The sequence below is a fragment of the Roseomonas sp. F4 genome, from assembly GCF_053891155.1.
Genome location: NZ_JBSSHK010000006.1, coordinates 237583 through 252081, shown reverse-complemented (window position 1 = coordinate 252081; position 14499 = coordinate 237583). Strand labels below are relative to the sequence as shown.

16 protein-coding genes are annotated in these 14499 nt (G+C 71.1%); 8 read left to right on the top strand and 8 right to left on the bottom strand.

The window, feature by feature from the left end:
* The first annotated feature begins 83 nt into the window (after positions 1–83).
* The 3 genes from ACVFYP_RS24155 to ACVFYP_RS24145 all read left to right on the top strand — a co-directional run bounded on the left by ACVFYP_RS24155 (position 84) and on the right by ACVFYP_RS24145 (position 3185).
* Positions 84–1340, top strand: a complete 1257-nt coding sequence (locus ACVFYP_RS24155; protein ID WP_499202785.1) for a class I SAM-dependent methyltransferase — start codon at positions 84–86, stop codon at positions 1338–1340.
* Positions 1341–1342: 2 nt separating this feature from the next.
* A complete protein-coding gene (locus tag ACVFYP_RS24150; protein WP_499203001.1) occupies positions 1343–1861 on the top strand; it encodes a YdcF family protein in 519 nt (172 codons plus the stop codon).
* 109 nt (positions 1862–1970) lie between these two features.
* The gene (locus tag ACVFYP_RS24145; protein ID WP_499202784.1) at positions 1971–3185 is read left to right on the top strand and encodes a GAF domain-containing sensor histidine kinase; all 1215 of its coding nucleotides are present in this window, start codon (positions 1971–1973) and stop codon (positions 3183–3185) included.
* Positions 3186–3230: 45 nt separating this feature from the next.
* Here the strand turns inward: ACVFYP_RS24145 and ACVFYP_RS24140 are convergent, their stop codons facing one another.
* The gene (locus ACVFYP_RS24140; protein ID WP_499202783.1) at positions 3231–3551 is read right to left on the bottom strand and encodes a TIGR02300 family protein; all 321 of its coding nucleotides are present in this window, start codon (positions 3549–3551) and stop codon (positions 3231–3233) included.
* A 131-nt stretch (positions 3552–3682) separates the two neighbouring features.
* Between ACVFYP_RS24140 and aroA the strand changes: the two genes are divergently transcribed.
* The 3 genes from aroA to rpsA all read left to right on the top strand — a co-directional run bounded on the left by aroA (position 3683) and on the right by rpsA (position 7666).
* A complete protein-coding gene (gene aroA, locus ACVFYP_RS24135; protein WP_499202782.1) occupies positions 3683–5023 on the top strand; it encodes a 3-phosphoshikimate 1-carboxyvinyltransferase in 1341 nt (446 codons plus the stop codon).
* Entirely contained in the window at positions 5020–5688 is a 669-nt protein-coding gene (cmk, locus tag ACVFYP_RS24130; protein WP_499202781.1) for a (d)CMP kinase, read from the top strand. Before aroA ends, cmk begins: the two co-directional genes overlap by 4 nt.
* Before the next feature lie 268 nt (positions 5689–5956).
* Positions 5957–7666, top strand: coding sequence for a 30S ribosomal protein S1 (gene rpsA, locus ACVFYP_RS24125; RefSeq protein ID WP_499202780.1), 1710 nt, complete (start codon positions 5957–5959; stop codon positions 7664–7666).
* A gap of 125 nt (positions 7667–7791) precedes the next feature.
* Here rpsA and ptsP read toward each other — a convergent pair whose 3' ends face one another.
* The 5 genes from ptsP to ACVFYP_RS24100 form a co-directional block, all read right to left on the bottom strand.
* Positions 7792–9630 carry a phosphoenolpyruvate--protein phosphotransferase gene (ptsP, locus tag ACVFYP_RS24120; protein ID WP_499202779.1) on the bottom strand — a complete coding sequence of 613 codons (1839 nt, stop codon included), beginning with the start codon at positions 9628–9630 and terminating at the stop codon, positions 7792–7794.
* 118 nt (positions 9631–9748) lie between these two features.
* A complete protein-coding gene (locus ACVFYP_RS24115; RefSeq protein ID WP_499203000.1) occupies positions 9749–10090 on the bottom strand; it encodes an HPr family phosphocarrier protein in 342 nt (113 codons plus the stop codon).
* Between the two features lie 41 nt (positions 10091–10131).
* Complete coding sequence (locus ACVFYP_RS24110) at positions 10132–10602, bottom strand: PTS sugar transporter subunit IIA (protein ID WP_499202778.1); 471 nt, start codon at positions 10600–10602, stop codon at positions 10132–10134.
* Positions 10599–11525: an RNase adapter RapZ gene (gene rapZ, locus ACVFYP_RS24105; protein WP_499202777.1), complete on the bottom strand. Its 927-nt coding sequence runs from the start codon at positions 11523–11525 to the stop codon at positions 10599–10601. The genes ACVFYP_RS24110 and rapZ overlap by 4 nt, the downstream gene beginning before the upstream one ends.
* Positions 11522–11995 (bottom strand): HPr kinase/phosphorylase, encoded by a 474-nt coding sequence (locus tag ACVFYP_RS24100; RefSeq protein WP_499202776.1) that lies wholly within the window; start codon positions 11993–11995, stop codon positions 11522–11524. The genes rapZ and ACVFYP_RS24100 overlap by 4 nt, the downstream gene beginning before the upstream one ends.
* 166 nt (positions 11996–12161) lie before the next feature.
* Here ACVFYP_RS24100 and ACVFYP_RS24095 point away from each other — a divergent pair, with 166 nt between their 5' ends.
* Entirely contained in the window at positions 12162–13106 is a 945-nt protein-coding gene (locus ACVFYP_RS24095) for a threonine/serine dehydratase (RefSeq protein ID WP_499202775.1), read from the top strand.
* A gap of 147 nt (positions 13107–13253) precedes the next feature.
* The gene (locus tag ACVFYP_RS24090; RefSeq protein WP_499202774.1) at positions 13254–13580 is read left to right on the top strand and encodes a hypothetical protein; all 327 of its coding nucleotides are present in this window, start codon (positions 13254–13256) and stop codon (positions 13578–13580) included.
* Positions 13581–13719: 139 nt separating this feature from the next.
* Here the strand turns inward: ACVFYP_RS24090 and ACVFYP_RS24085 are convergent, their stop codons facing one another.
* The gene (locus ACVFYP_RS24085) at positions 13720–14247 is read right to left on the bottom strand and encodes an NADH-quinone oxidoreductase subunit B family protein (protein WP_499202773.1); all 528 of its coding nucleotides are present in this window, start codon (positions 14245–14247) and stop codon (positions 13720–13722) included.
* Between the two features lie 14 nt (positions 14248–14261).
* Positions 14262–14498 carry a hypothetical protein gene (locus ACVFYP_RS24080; protein WP_499202772.1) on the bottom strand — a complete coding sequence of 79 codons (237 nt, stop codon included), beginning with the start codon at positions 14496–14498 and terminating at the stop codon, positions 14262–14264.
* Position 14499: the final 1 nt, after the last annotated feature.

Below are 14499 nucleotides of genomic sequence, written 5' to 3'. Positions count from 1 at the left end.
CCCGCTAGATACGGCGCCCGGCCTTGGCCGGCAACCGCCGACATGGTTTCCGCGGCCACGGCGCATGCTCTATGCAGGCAGGAATGACCGCATCCGATCGCACCGACGCGCAGCTCGCCGCCCAGTACGAGGCCTATCCCTATCCGGCGCGGGAGGCGCGGGAGGAGGCGAAGCGCCTCATCCTTGGCAGCCCTTCACACCTGCGGGAAATCGACCACTGGGTCTTCGGCGGCCGCCGCGCGGCCAGCCAGCCGCTGCGGGCCCTGATGGCCGGCGGCGGATCGGGCGATGGCACCATCATGCTGGCGCAGCAGATGACCAGCCTCGGCCGGCCCGGCCAGGTCACCTGGCTCGACCGCTCCGCCCAGGCGCGGCGGGTGGCGGAGGCGCGGGCGGCGGTGCGGAAGCTGGAAAACATCCGCTTCGAGTCCGGCTCGCTGCTGGAGGTGGCTGGATCGGGCCTCGGCCCCTTCGACTACATCGATTGCTGCGGTGTGCTGCACCACCTGCCGGACCCGGCGGCGGGGCTGGCGGCGCTGGCCTCCGTCCTCGCCCCCGGCGGCGGCATGGGCATCATGGTCTATGCCCCGCATGGCCGCACCGGCGTCTATATGCTGCAGGACGCGCTGCGCCTGCTGGCGCCGCCGGAGGAAGATGCGCCGCCCGCGCGCGTCGAACTGGCCAAGCGCCTGTGGAAGCAGACACCGGAGACCGCCTGGCTGCGCAAGAACCCCTGGATCACCGACCACATCAAGGGCGGCGATGCCGGGCTGTACGACCTGCTGCTGAACCCGCGCGACCGCGCCTTCACCGTGCCGGAACTGGCGGCGCTGGTGGCCGGCGCGGGGCTGCGGATCGAGGCGCTGCTGGAGCCGCTGCGCTACGACCCCGACAGCTACCTGACCGACCCGAAGCTGCGCGCCCGCGCCGCCGGCCTGGACCCCATTGGTCGCGCCGCGTTGGCCGAGGCGATCTGCGGCAATATGGGCATCCACATCGCCTATCTGACCCGCGCCGATGATCCGGAGGTGACCCGGCCCTGGGCCGAGGACAGCACCATCCCCGTGCTTCGGGAGCTGGACGGGCCGACCCTGGCGCGCGGGCTGCGGCCGGATGGGGTGCTTCCGGTCAGCTTCGACGGGCTGCGTGTCGCGGTGCCGCTGCCGCGCCTGGCCGGGGCCATTCTGGCCCGGATCGATGGGCGCACGCCCTGGGGGGAGATCATGCAGGCCGTGATCGCCGCCGGCGCCAGCCCGGACCAGGCGGCGCGGGATCGCGTGGCGCTGGTGCATGCGATGGAACGGATGAACCGGCTGCTGATCGCGGCACCGCCTTCTTGAGCATGGACGGCCCGCCCACCGCGGTGGTGATTTTCGGCGCCGCGGTGCGGCCGGACGGCACGCCGAGCCCGGCCCTGCGCGCCCGCGTCCAGGCGGCGCTGGGCTGGGGCGAGCGGCAGAGCCCCCCGGCGCTCTACATCCCCACCGGCGCCATCGGCCAGCACTCGCCGGCCGAGAGCGTGGCGATGGCGGCGATCCTGATGGCGGCGGGGGTGCCGGAGGCGCGCATCCTCCAGGAACCGACAGGGACCGACACCTTCTCCTCCGTCCTCGCCTGCCTGGCGCTGCTGCGCGGCCTGCCGCCGGGGACGGAGCTGCGGGTGGCCACGCATCGCTACCACCTGCCGCGCTGCCTGCTGCTGTTCCGCCTGGCCGGCGTGGCGGCCCGGGCCGTGCCACCCCCCGCCGGCCCGGCCGAAACCGGCCAGCCGCGCCGCTGGTTCTGGCGGATGCGGGAAGTGCCGGCGGTGCCCTATGACGCGGCGCTGATGCTTTGGGCGCGCGCGCGGCGGCGTCTGTAACCGCGGATGCGCGCTTCAAAGGTCGGTGCGCCTGGGCGTCCCGCGCCATAACGCCGCGACGCCGCCCCAATCCCCCGCTATCTTCCAGACCTGCGTCCAGGATGGGCCGATGCGCCACGCCTTTCAATCCGATATCGACACCATCTCCGCCATCGCTGCCGTGCCGCGCATTCTGGATGTCGTCTGCGACGTCACCGGCATGGGCTTCGCCGCCGTGGCCCGGGTGACGGAGGCGAATTGGGTGACCTGCGCGGTGCGGGACGACATCCGCTTCGGCCTTCGCCCCGGCGACGAGCTGAAGGTGGAAACCACCATCTGCCATGAGATCCGCCAGCACCGCGCGCCGGTGACGATCGACGATGTCGCCGGGCACGACCTCTACGGCACCCATCACACCCCCGCGCAGTATGGGTTCCGCAGCTATATCTCCGTGCCCATCACCCTGGCCGATGGGCGCTTCTTCGGCACGCTTTGCGCCATCGACCCGCAGCCGCGCCAACTCGACACCCCGGCGACGCTCGGCATGTTCAAGCTGTTCGCGGAGATGATCGGCTTTCAGATCGACGCGCAGGAACGGGTGCTCGCCAGCCAGGCGGCGCTGGGGGAGGAGCGGGAGGCGGCGGTGCTGCGGGAACAGTTCATCGCCGTGATGGGCCATGACCTGCGCAACCCGCTCGCCTCGGTCGATGCCTGCCTGCGCATGCTGGCCCGCACGGAGCTGGCAGAAAAGCCCGCTGAACTTGTGCGGATGGCGCAGCGCAGCGTCCGCCGTATGGCCGGGTTGATCTCGGACGTCATGGACCTGGCCAGCAGCCGCCTGCGCGGCGGCCTGTCCTTCGAGCCCGGCGCCGGCGCGGCGCTGGAGGCCGGGCTGCGCCAGGTGGTGGAGGAGGTGGCGGCGAGCGCGCCGGACCGCCGGATCGAGGCGGAATTCCGGCTCGACCGGCCGGTGCGCTGCGACGTCGAACGGATGGCGCAGCTCTGCTCGAACCTGCTGACCAATGCGGCAATGCATGGTTCTGCGGCGGCGCCGATCCGACTGCGCGCGGTCTCGGGGCCGGAGGATTTCGTGCTGGAGGTGAGCAATGGCGGGGATCCGATCCCGCCGGTGGCGCTGGACCGGCTGTTCCAGCCCTATTTCCGCGCCTCGACGCGATCGGACCGGCAGGGGCTGGGTCTGGGCCTGTACATCGCAGCTGAGATCGCCCGCGCCCATGGCGCAACGCTGCGCGTCGTCTCCGAAGCCGGGGAGACGTGCTTCACGCTGACCATGCCGCTGGCGGCGGCGCCGGCCGATCAGGCCCGCCGCGAGATGGCGGGCTGATCGCGGTTCGGAACCGGCGGCGAGGCCGGGCCTGAACCGGCTTTCTCAGACCTCTTCTTCGCGGTCGGTCTCGACGACCAGGTCGTCGCCGAGCTCCTCATCCGCATCCTCCAGCTCCTCGGCGTCCTCGATCGCCTCGTCGCCGTCATCCGCCTCGACCTCGACGCCGTCCTCGACTTCGCTTTCCGCCACCACCGCGCGCTTCTTGCGGTCCTCGGGCAGCGGGGCGGCACGCTTCAGGCGCGGCTGTTCGGCCGGCTGTTCGGTGCCGCATTTCGGGCAGATCGCGGGCTGGCGGGTCAGGTCGTAGAACTTCGTGCCACAGGACACGCAGACGCGCTTCAGTCCAAGTTCGGGCTTCGCCATGGGGAAGAAGAGCCTCGTGCCAGGCCACGGCGCACGCAGGGGTCCGCGAGCCGCCGGGGCGTAAAGGGTGCGCGCGATTGCCACTTACCGCCCTGCATGTCAAACGCCGCGTCATGCAAAACCCGCCCGATATGGCTCCAAGGCCACTCCGCGCCGGTGTTCCGGCCGGTCCCTTGACCGGGCGGATCACCGTGCCGGGCGACAAGTCCATCAGCCACCGGGCGTTGATGCTGGGCGCCCTGGCCGTCGGCACGACCGAGATCTCCGGGCTGCTGGAAGGCGAGGATGTGCTGCGCACCGCCGCCGCGATGCGGGCGCTGGGCGCGGTGGTGGAGCGTAAGGGCGGCGGGCATTGGCAGGTGGCCGGTCGCGGCATCGGCGGGCTGGTGGAGCCGGCGGATGTGCTCGACATGGGCAATTCCGGCACCGCGGCGCGGCTGCTTTGCGGGCTGCTGGCCGGGCATCCGATTTTCGCGGTGCTGACCGGGGATGCCTCGCTCCGCCAGCGGCCGATGCGGCGGGTGACCGATCCGCTATCCGCCACAGGCGCCCGATTCGCGGGGCGCGCGGGCGGCCGGCTGCCGCTGGCGGTGGAAGGGGCCGCGGACCCGCTGCCGCTGGATTTACGGGTGCCGGTGCCCTCCGCCCAGGTGAAGTCCGCCTGCCTGCTCGCCGGCCTCGCCGCGCGGGGCGTGACACGGGTGACGGAGGCGGAGGCGACGCGGGATCATACGGAAAACATGCTGCGGCATTTCGGCGCCGCGCTGTCGGTCACGCCCGAGGGTGCCGGCCGGGTGATCGAGCTGACCGGCCAGCCGGAGCTGATCGCCGCCCCCGTGATGGTGCCAGGCGACCCTTCCTCCGCCGCCTTTATGGTTGTCGCGGCGCTGCTGGTGCCGGGTTCTGTGCTCACCATCACCGGCGTCGGGCTGAATCCACTCCGCGCCGGCATCTTCGGCACGCTGCGCGAGATGGGCGCCGATATCACCGAGGAGAATGCGCGGATCGAGGGCGGGGAGGCCGTGGCGGACCTCGTCATCCGCGCCTCGACCCTCACCGGCATCGACGTGCCGGCGGATCGCGCGCCATCGATGATCGACGAATATCCGGTGTTGGCCGTGGCGGCCGCCTGCGCACGTGGCACAAGCCGGATGCGGGGATTGAAGGAATTGCGGGTGAAGGAAAGCGACCGCCTGGCCGCCACCGCCGCGCTGCTGGCGGCCAATGGCATTGGCTGCGACATTGAGGGGGATGACCTGATCGTGCAGGGCCAGGGCGGTCCGCCGCCGGGGGGCGGGCTGGTGGAGACGCATATGGACCATCGCATCGCCATGTCGGCCCTGGTGCTGGGGCTGGCCACGCGCCAGCCGGTGCGGGTCGATGATGGCGCCTTCATCGACACCTCCTTCCCTGGCTTCGCCGCTCTGCTCAACGGCCTCGTGGCCGGTGCCAGCCCGATCGGCCCGGCATGAGCGCGCTGGTCATCGCGGTGGATGGGCCGGCGGCGGCGGGCAAGGGCACGCTGGCGCGGCGCCTCGCCGCCACCCTCGGCCTGCCCTATCTCGACACGGGCCTGCTGTACCGCGCCGTTGGCCGCCGGCTGCTGGATCGCGGCGCCGATCCGCGGGATGCGGCGGCGGCGACCGCGGAGGCGCGGGCGCTGACCCCAGCCGACCTGGCCCGCAACGACCTGCGCGGCCCGGCCGCCGACATGGCCGCCAGCGCGGTCGCCGCCATTCCGGAGGTGCGTGCCGCGCTGCTCGACTGGCAGCGCGATTTCGGCCGCCGCCATGGCGCGGTGATGGATGGCCGCGACATCGGCACCGTGGTGTTCCCGGAAGCCCAGGCCAAGCTGTTCGTCAGCGCGGCGCCTGAGGAACGCGCCCGCCGCCGCTGGCTGGAGCTGCGCGGCCGGGGCGTGGCGGCCGATCTGGCCCAGGTGGAGGCGGAGATGCGCGCCCGCGATGCGCAGGACAGCGCGCGCAGCGTGGCGCCGCTGAAGCCCGCCGCCGATGCCGTGCTGATCGACACCACCAGCCTGGATGCCGATGCCGCCTTCGAAACGGCGCTGGCGCTGGTGCGCGCCCGGATTCCCCTTGACTCCACAACCCGGACGGGCCTACCCGCTCCCCCGTGATCCGCACGCCCGTCAGGGCGGCGGTGCCCTGGCCCGGGGGAATGGTGGCGGCTGTGGGACCTTGGTCCCGCCGCAGGCACCGCTCCGGCCGGGGCCGGATTGGATGCTCCGTCAATGCAATCCGCAAGCCTAGGGTCGGCTGCGACCGGAACCGCTCCCGAGGGACGGCCGGCGCCGCATTCCGATCACGTCGTGTTCGTGGTTCGCCACGAAGGCGCATGCCCCAGTGCCCCGCGAGCGGGGCATTTGACCGGGAAACAACCGTTACATGGCAACCGCCACCGCCTTCGCTGATCCTGGCGAAGATTTTGCTGCCCTTCTCGATGCGACGCTGGGTGAGAACACCTCCTTCCACGGCTCCGTCATCTCCGGGAAGGTTATCCGCATCGATGACGACTTCGCCGTCGTTGATGTCGGTCTGAAGTCCGAGGGCCGCGTCCCTCTCAAGGAATTCGCCCCGCAGGGCCAGAAGCCGGAAATCCAGGTCGGCGACGTCATCGAGCTGTTCGTTGAACGCTACGAAGACCGCGACGGCGCCATCATTCTTTCCCGCGAGAAGGCTCGCCGGGAAGAGGCCTGGACCAACCTGGAGAAGTCGTTCACCGCGCAGCAGCGCGTCAACGGCGTGATCTTCGGCCGGGTCAAGGGCGGCTTCACCGTCGACCTCGGCGGCGCCGTGGCCTTCCTGCCGGGCAGCCAGGTGGATATCCGCCCGGTGCGCGACGTGACGCCGCTGATGGGCAGCCCGCAGCCCTTCCAGATCCTCAAGATGGACCGCGCCCGCGGCAACATCGTCGTCAGCCGCCGTGCGGTGCTGGAAGAGACGCGCGCCGAGCAGCGCAGCGAGCTCATCCAGGGCCTCAAGGAAGGCATGGTTCTCGACGGCGTGGTCAAGAACATCACCGACTATGGTGCGTTCGTGGACCTCGGCGGCGTGGACGGCCTGCTGCATGTCACCGACATCGCCTGGCGCCGCATCAACCACCCGAGCGAGGCCCTGACCATCGGCCAGGCCGTGAAGGTGCAGGTCATCCGCTTCAACCCGGAAACCCAGCGCATCAGCCTCGGCATGAAGCAGCTGATGTCCGACCCCTGGGAAGGTGTCGCCATCAAGTACCCGGTGGGTGGCAAGTTCAGCGGCCGCGTCACGAACATCACCGACTACGGCGCCTTCGTGGAGCTGGAGCCGGGCGTCGAGGGCCTCGTGCACGTGTCCGAGATGTCCTGGACGAAGAAGAACGTCCATCCGGGCAAGATCGTCGCCACTTCGCAGGAAGTCGACGTGCTGATCCTGGACGTGGACGGTCCGAAGCGCCGGATTTCGCTGGGCCTCAAGCAGGCGCAGGGCAATCCGTGGGAGCTGTTCGCGGAAGCGAATCCCCCGGGCACCGTCATCGAGGGCGAGATCCGCAACATCACCGAATTCGGGCTGTTCGTTGGCCTGGGTCCGGATCTGGATGGCATGGTCCATATGTCCGACCTGTCCTGGGATCTCCCGGGCGAGCAGGCGATGGCCAACTTCGAGAAGGGCTCGACCGTCAAAGCCAAGGTGCTCGACGTCGATGTGGAGAAGGAGCGCATCTCCCTCGGCATCAAGCAGCTTGAGGCCGACCCGGCCGCCGAAGTGCTGGATCGGATCAAGAAGGGCGATGTCGTCACCTGCACCGTGACGAAGATCGAGCCGAACGGCATCGAGGTGAAGGTCGACGAGGTCCTGATCGGCTTCATCCGCCGCGCCGAGCTGGCCCGTGACCGTGGCGACCAGCGCCCCGACCGCTTCGCCGTGGGCGAGAAGGTCGATGCGAAGATCACCGCCGTTGACCGCGCCGGCCGCCGCCTGGCCCTGACCATCAAGGGCAAGGAAGTCGAGGAGGAGCGCGAGGCGGTCCGTGAATACGGCACCACTGACAGCGGCGCTTCGCTCGGCGACATCCTGGGTGCGGCGATCCGCCGCCGGGCCCAGACCGGCGAGGAGTAATCCCCCGAAGCCCTCTCCCCCGACGGGGGGAGAGGGTTTGGGTGCTGCCCCATTTCCAAAAGAAAAGCCGCCAGGGTGGGTTCACCCTGGCGGCTTTTTGCTGTCCGGCGGCGGCGCGCCAGGCGCTATCCGCGCTCGGTGACGCCGCTCGCAAAACCGTCGACCAACTCTCGGATCCGGGCCGGGTCCGACTGTTCCATCACCCGCCGGGCGAAGCGGGCGCAATCGCCGATGTCCAGGCTGCGCACCGCCTGCTTCACGCGGGGAATGGCGCTGGCATTCATCGACAGGCAGCGTAGGCCGAGACCCAGCAGCAGCGGCACCAGCCGCGGATTGCCGCCCATCTCGCCGCAGACCGAAACCGGCATGCGCAGCCGCAGCGCCGCTTCCGTCGCGAACTGCATCAGCCGCAGCACGGCGGGGTGCAGCGGATCGTACAAATGGCTGACCTCCGCATCCGCGCGGTCCACGGCCAGCGTGTACATCGCCAGGTCATTGGTACCGATGGCGAAGAAATCTGCCTCCAGCGCGATGGCATCGGCCGCCAGGGCGGCACCCGGCGTCTCGATCATCGCGCCCAGCTCGGGCAGCTTGTCCGGCAGCCGTTCGCCGCGCCGGCGCAGGCGGCGGGCGACACGCTCATAGATCTCGCGCGCCTGTTTCACCTCCGCCGGGATGGTGATCATCGGCAGCAGCACGCGCACCACGCCATCGGGCGCCGCGCCGGCCACCCGCAGGATGGCGGCGAATTGCGCCTCCAGCAGTTCCGGCCGCTTCAGCAGCATGCGCGTGCCGCGCAGGCCGAGCGCCGGGTTGGGGCTGGAATGCAGCGGGCCGATCCCCTCGGCCAGGGCCTGCATGTCCTTCTCCCCGCCCCAGTCCAGCACGCGGATGGTCACCGGGTCGCCGCCCATCGCCTCGACGATCGGGGCATAGGCGGCCATCTGGGCCTCCTCGTCTGGCAGGTCCTCGCGGTTCATGAACAGGAATTCGGTGCGCAGCAGGCCGATGCCCTGGGCGCCGGCTTGGGCGATCAGCGGCAGCTCCGCCGGGATCTCCATATTGGCGAGCAGCTCCACCGCCTCGCCATCCGTCGTCACCGCCGGCAGGCGCCGCAGTTTCGCCAGTCGCGTGCGTTCGCGGGCGTAGCCGGCGACCTGGTCCTTGGCCCAGACCAAAGTGGCGGCGGTGGGATGCAGGGAAATGGTCCCCGCCGCCCCATCCAGCACCATCTGGTCGCCACGCCGTGCGGCTTCCGTCAGCCCATGGGCGCCGAGCACGGCCGGAATCCCCAGCGCGCGCAGCATGATGGCGGTATGGCCATCGGCGCCGCCTTCCTCCGTCGCCACACCGGCGATGCGGGCGGGGTCGAGCAGCGCGGCATCGGCCGGCGTCACCTCATCCGCCACCAGGATGGCGCCTTCCGGCACGTCCTTGAAGCTGCGGAAGGGGTTGGAGGTCAGGTTGCGGGTCAGGCGGCGGGCAATCTCCCGCACCTCGCCGGCGCGGCGGCGCAGCCCGGCCTTGTCGTCATCCTTGGCGGAGAGGATCACCTCCGCGATCGCCTCCGCCTCGTCGCCCACGGCGGTCTCGGCGGCCAGCAGCCCGGTCTCGATGCGCTTGCGCGCGCCGCGCAGCAGCCGGCTTTCGCCCAGCATCATCGCATAGGCATCGAGCAGCGGTTCCAGCTCCTCCTGCGCCTCCTCCGGCAGGACGCCCAGGCGCATCTTCAGCTTGGCGACCTGCTTGCGGGAGGCGGTGACGGCGGCGGCCAGGCGCTGCTTTTCCGCCTCCACCGCCGTCTCGGCGATGTTGCGCCGCGGCGCTTCCGCCGGGGGTTCAGTGGTGTCGAAGACCGTGCCGATGGCAATGCCCTGGGCGACGGGGATGCCGCGGATGACGATTTCCTTCGTCCGGCGCGGTGCGCGACGGGGGGATTCGGTTCCGGGCTTATCTGGCTTCATGCGGCGCCCTGGGCGTTACAGCGTGATCGCTTCGCGACGAGGCCGGGGCCATGATCTTTTGCGATCAGTTCCACAGCCTTATGGAGCGCCGCGCGATTCGACATCAAGCGATACCGCGCTAATCCTCATGAAAGCCGGCTTCCATCAGCTCCACGATGGCATCCAGCGCTTCCTTGGCGTCCCAGCCCTCGGCCTCCACCAGCACTTCGCTGCCCTGGCCGGCACCCAGCATCATCAGCCCCATGATGGAGCAGGCGGGCACGGTCTGGCCGTGGCGGGTGACGTTGACGCAGGCGGAGAAGCGTTCGGCGACGGTGACCAGCTTGGCGGCGGCACGGGCATGCAGGCCGCGGCTGTTGATGATCTTCACCGTGTGCCGTAGGGAAATACCGCCGGAGGGATCGCAACCACAGGCGCCCAGCCCGTCCCCCGGCCCACCCGCCAGCGGGTCCGCCGGCATCGGCCTGGCCTTGGATTCCCCGGCTTCGTCGGGCCATTCATTCATGTGGCATTCCCCTGGCCTGGCCCCTTGGCCGGGCCTGCCTCGGGCGGCGGGCTGCCGTTCAGGGGCCTCGGCCCCTCCGGCATCTCCGCCGCGCTGGCGATGTATTTTCGGCCCGCAGCCGTGGCATGGGCCACCGCCTCGGACAAGGGCTCGCTGCCCCGAATCTTCGCGAGCTTGACCAGCAGCGGCAGGTTCACCCCGGCGATCACCTCGACCGAGCGATGGTCGCAGAGCTGGAAAGCGAGGTTGGAGGGCGTGCCGCCCAGGATGTCGGTCAGCACCACCACGCCATCGCCCTGGTCGACGCGCGCGATGCAGTGGCGGATATCCTCCCGCCGCGCCTCGAGCTTGTCCTCGGGATAGATGCAGACCGTGGCGACCGCGCCCTGCGGCCCGACCACATGCTCCATGGCGAGGCGAAGCTCCTCGGCCAGACGACCGTGGGTGACGAGGACAAGACCGATCATGATGTGTGCGCCAGGGCCTCCTGCCCCGCAACCGATGCTCCCCCGGTTGTCGCGGGGGAGGTGGCCAGTTCACGGTGGATCAGATCCACACGCCAGCCAAGAGAAGCGAGATGGGATGCCAGACGCTCCGCCACAAGGACGGAGCGATGACGACCCCCGGTGCAGCCGATGGCCACGGTGAGGTACTTCTTCCCTTCCGCGGCGTAACGGGGCAACAGCAGCTCCATCATCCCGGTCATGCGATCCCAGAATGGGGTGAAGGCGGTATCGGCCTCGACAAAGTCGGCCACCGCGGCATCGCGGCCCGTCAGTGGCCGCAGTTCCGCGTCGTAATGGGGGTTGCGGAGAAACCGCACGTCCCACACGAGGTCAGCTTCGCGCGGTAATCCTTTCGGAAATCCGAAGGAGACGATGCCAATCGCGAGTCCCAGCGCACGATCAGGGCGGAAGCGCCGCTCGATCAGCCGGCGCAGCTCCGGCAAGGGCAGGTCGGAGGTGTCCACCACCCAGTCCGCGGCCTCCCGCAACGGGGCCAGCAGCGCGGCCTCCCGCGCCACGCCTTCCGTCACCCGGCTGCCTAGCGGGCCGCCGGGGGCCAGCGGGTGGCGGCGGCGGGTTTCGGAAAAGCGGCGCAGCAGCACCGGCTCCTCCGCCGTGGCGAAGATCAGGCTGGCGGCGAGGCCGGGCATGGCCCGCAGGGCCGCCAGCTCCGCCAGCAGCGCGGCGGCGTCGAAGCCGCGGGAACGGGCATCCACGCCGATCGCCAGCGGCGCATCGCCATCCCCCACCAGCTCCCGCAGGATGGTGACCGGGGGATTGTCCACCGTCTCGAAGCCCAGATCCTCCAGCGTGCGCAGGATGCTGGCCTTGCCGGCGCCCGACAGGCCGGTGACCAGCAGCACGGGGCGGTGCGGGGCGGTCATGCCGGGCTGGGGGCCAGGGCGCCGGCGGCCATGCGAAGCCGGCCGCGCGCCACCGCCAGCGCATGGATGACGCGGTCGGGCGCCGAGGGCTCCAGCCCATGCAGCGCCACCTTCGGCAGGGCATGGCCGAGCATTTCGTGGTGGTCCGGCTCGGGAAGCCGCGGCAGCGCAGCATTGGGCGGCAAAAGCTGCACCACCAGGCGCAGCGGCACGTCGCTGGCCACCGGCAGGTCCTGCATCAGCCCCAGGCCCCGGATTTCGAGCATGCCGCGCAGCGGCGCCGGGGCGCTGGCCCGCAGCGTGCCCTGCGCCGTCGCCAGCGCCACCTGGTCGTCCGCCACCAGCGTGAAGCCGCGGCCGAGCAGGCGCAGGACGAGGTCGGACTTGCCGGAGCCGGAGGGACCCAGGATCAAAACGCCTTCCCAATCCGGGCCCCAATCCAGGGCCACACAGGACCCATGCAGCGACATGACAGCCGGTTAATCCCCTCGAGGCCGGCGGACCATGGCAGAAAGGTGGCGAAGGTAAAAGGGGACTCGGCCATGCTGTCGCCGGGTCTGCAATGAAGAAGGTTACGGCGACGCAGGCCTGGCCACCGGTGGACAGCCTCGGCCCCGGCTGCCAGCCTGCCGCGCCATGTCCCCTACCCTGCCCCACCAAGCTGCCATCACCGCCGCCGCCGCGCGGATCGCCCCCTATATCCGCCGCACCCCGGTGCTGCGGATGGCCGGCGGCGATCTGGGCCTGGAGACCCCGCTGATCCTGAAGCTGGAACTGCTGCAGGCCAGCGGGTCCTTCAAGCCGCGCGGCGCCTTCAACCGCATGCTCTCCGTCCCCGTGCCGCCGGCCGGGGTGGTCACCGCCTCCGGCGGCAATCACGGCGCGGCGGTGGCCTATGCCGCCCGGGCGCTGGGACATCGGGCGGAGGTGTTCTGCCCCGTGCCGACGCCGGCCGCCAAGACCGCGCGGATCGAGGCCTATGGCGCCACCCTGCACCGCATCGGCGCCGCCTATGACGAGGCGCGCATCGCCAGCGAGGCCCATGCCGCCGCCACCGGCGCGCTGCTGGTCCATGCCTATGACCAGCCGGAGATCCTGGCCGGCCAGGGCACGGTCGGGCTGGAACTGGCGGAAGACGCGCCGGAGGCCACGCATGTGCTGGTCGCGACCGGCGGCGGCGGGCTGATTGGCGGCATCGCCGGCTGGTATGCCGGGACTGGCGTGCAGGTCATCAGCATCGAGCCCGAAAGCTGCCCCACCTTGCACACGGCGCTGCGGGAGGGCCGGCCGGTGCCCGCGCCGGTGGGCGGGCTGGCGGCGGACAGCCTGGGCGCCCGACAGGTCGGCGCGCTGTCCTTCGCGGTGGCGCGGGACCATGTGGCCCAGGCCCTTCTGGTGCCCGATGCGGCGATCGCGGAGGCCCAGCGGCGCCTGTTCGATGCGCTGCGCCTGGTGGCGGAGCCGGGTGGCGCGACGGCGCTGGCCGCCCTGACCTGCGGTGTTTTCACGCCACCGCCGGGCGCGCGGGTGGCGGTGGTGCTCTGCGGCTCCAACACCGATCCGGCGAAGCTGTCGGGCTGACAGCCGCGCCTTACCGCGAATTCAGCATCGCCCCACCCTGGCGACATCCGCGGCGGCGCAGTCTCGCCGCGTCGAAGGCGATTCCCCCCGGCCGCCAGCGAAACCCCACGCCCCCTGGCCACAGCCTAAGAATCAGGACCTTCATCCATGCGTACCATGTTCCGCCTTCTGCTTGGCGCCCTGCTGCTCGGCGCCCCTCTGTTGCTGGCTGAGCCCGCCGCCGCGCAGTTCACGGCGCCGACGCCGCAGGCCACCACCGGGGAACCCCCGGCCGCCACCACCCCGCGCCGCACCCGCCGGGCCCAGTCTGCCACTCCCCGCCGGACGCGCAGCGCGGAAGCCCGCCAGGCCCGCCGCGCCCGCGCCGCCGAGGCTCGCCGCCAGCGCAGCGCGGAGGCCCGTCAGGCGCGCGCCGCGCGTCAGCAAGGCCAGCCGCGCCGCAGCCGTGCGCCGGTGACGCCCAGCCAGGGCTGATCCAGGCCAGAGATCGGTGGCGGCCGATATCCCGGACGCCGTCACCGATATCCGGGCCGGAGGGGCCGATCCCCTCGGGCCCGGCTACCTTGGGCCGGCTGCGATACCGCGGCCGGCCCTTTCTTTTTGCGCGGGCGGCCTATGGCCGGGCTGACTGTGCTTCCAGCAGCGCCAGCAGCCCTTCCAGGATCTGCGCCGGGGCGGGCGGGCAGCCGGGGATCAGCAGGTCGACCGGCAGCACCTGGCCGACGCCGCCCTCCACCGCATAGCTGCCCTTGAAGACGCCGCCATCCACCGCGCAGTCCCCCACCGCCACCACCCAGCAGGGCTCCGCCGCGCTGGCCCGCGTGCGCTCCAGCGCCTCCCGCATATTGCGGGTGACAGGGCCGGTCACCAGCAGCACATCGGCATGGCGGGGGGATGCGACGAAGCGCAGGCCGAGCAGTTCGAGGTCGTAGATCACGCCGGACATGGCGTTGATCTCCAGCTCGCAGCCATTGCAGGACCCGGCATTGACCTGCCGGATCGCCAGGCTGCGGCCGAGCCGGGCGCGGCCCGTCGCCTCCAGCTTCGCGGCCAGCGCGGCCACCACCTCCGCCGGCGGCGAGGGCACTGGCTCGGTCAGGGGGCGGGAGACCAGGCCGCGGGCGAGCTTTGGCCAGAGCATCTTGGATGGCCCCCTCATGCGATCCGCGCCAGGCGGAACAGGTCGTTGCCCTCCGGATCGCGCAGCACCAGTTCGGTGCCGCTGGCGACCCGCTGGGCCAGCCAGCCGATTTCGTCCAGCGCATGGGCGCGATCGTCATAGGCCCAGTGTTCCAGCACACCACGTGTCGGGCCGGGCCGGATCAGCGTGATGGTGAACAACCCGCTGGCGCCGGCGGCCTCCCCCGACTTCGTCGGATAGCGGCCGCTCATT

Bases quoted from the DNA above. Each gene is read 5' to 3' on its own strand.
- ACVFYP_RS24155 (WP_499202785.1), top strand. From the start codon at position 84: ATGACCGCATCCGATCGCACCGACGCGCAGCTCGCCGCCCAGTACGAG.
- ACVFYP_RS24150 (WP_499203001.1), top strand. From the start codon at position 1,343: ATGGACGGCCCGCCCACCGCGGTGGTGATTTTCGGCGCCGCGGTGCGG.
- ACVFYP_RS24145 (WP_499202784.1), top strand. From the start codon at position 1,971: ATGCGCCACGCCTTTCAATCCGATATCGACACCATCTCCGCCATCGCT.
- ACVFYP_RS24140 (WP_499202783.1), bottom strand. From the start codon at position 3,551: ATGGCGAAGCCCGAACTTGGACTGAAGCGCGTCTGCGTGTCCTGTGGC.
- aroA (WP_499202782.1), top strand. From the start codon at position 3,683: ATGGCTCCAAGGCCACTCCGCGCCGGTGTTCCGGCCGGTCCCTTGACC.
- cmk (WP_499202781.1), top strand. From the start codon at position 5,020: ATGAGCGCGCTGGTCATCGCGGTGGATGGGCCGGCGGCGGCGGGCAAG.
- rpsA (WP_499202780.1), top strand. From the start codon at position 5,957: ATGGCAACCGCCACCGCCTTCGCTGATCCTGGCGAAGATTTTGCTGCC.
- ptsP (WP_499202779.1), bottom strand. From the start codon at position 9,630: ATGAAGCCAGATAAGCCCGGAACCGAATCCCCCCGTCGCGCACCGCGC.
- ACVFYP_RS24115 (WP_499203000.1), bottom strand. From the start codon at position 10,090: ATGCCGGCGGACCCGCTGGCGGGTGGGCCGGGGGACGGGCTGGGCGCC.
- ACVFYP_RS24110 (WP_499202778.1), bottom strand. From the start codon at position 10,602: ATGATCGGTCTTGTCCTCGTCACCCACGGTCGTCTGGCCGAGGAGCTT.
- rapZ (WP_499202777.1), bottom strand. From the start codon at position 11,525: ATGACCGCCCCGCACCGCCCCGTGCTGCTGGTCACCGGCCTGTCGGGC.
- ACVFYP_RS24100 (WP_499202776.1), bottom strand. From the start codon at position 11,995: ATGTCGCTGCATGGGTCCTGTGTGGCCCTGGATTGGGGCCCGGATTGG.
- ACVFYP_RS24095 (WP_499202775.1), top strand. From the start codon at position 12,162: ATGTCCCCTACCCTGCCCCACCAAGCTGCCATCACCGCCGCCGCCGCG.
- ACVFYP_RS24090 (WP_499202774.1), top strand. From the start codon at position 13,254: ATGCGTACCATGTTCCGCCTTCTGCTTGGCGCCCTGCTGCTCGGCGCC.
- ACVFYP_RS24085 (WP_499202773.1), bottom strand. From the start codon at position 14,247: ATGCTCTGGCCAAAGCTCGCCCGCGGCCTGGTCTCCCGCCCCCTGACC.
- ACVFYP_RS24080 (WP_499202772.1), bottom strand. From the start codon at position 14,498: ATGAGCGGCCGCTATCCGACGAAGTCGGGGGAGGCCGCCGGCGCCAGC.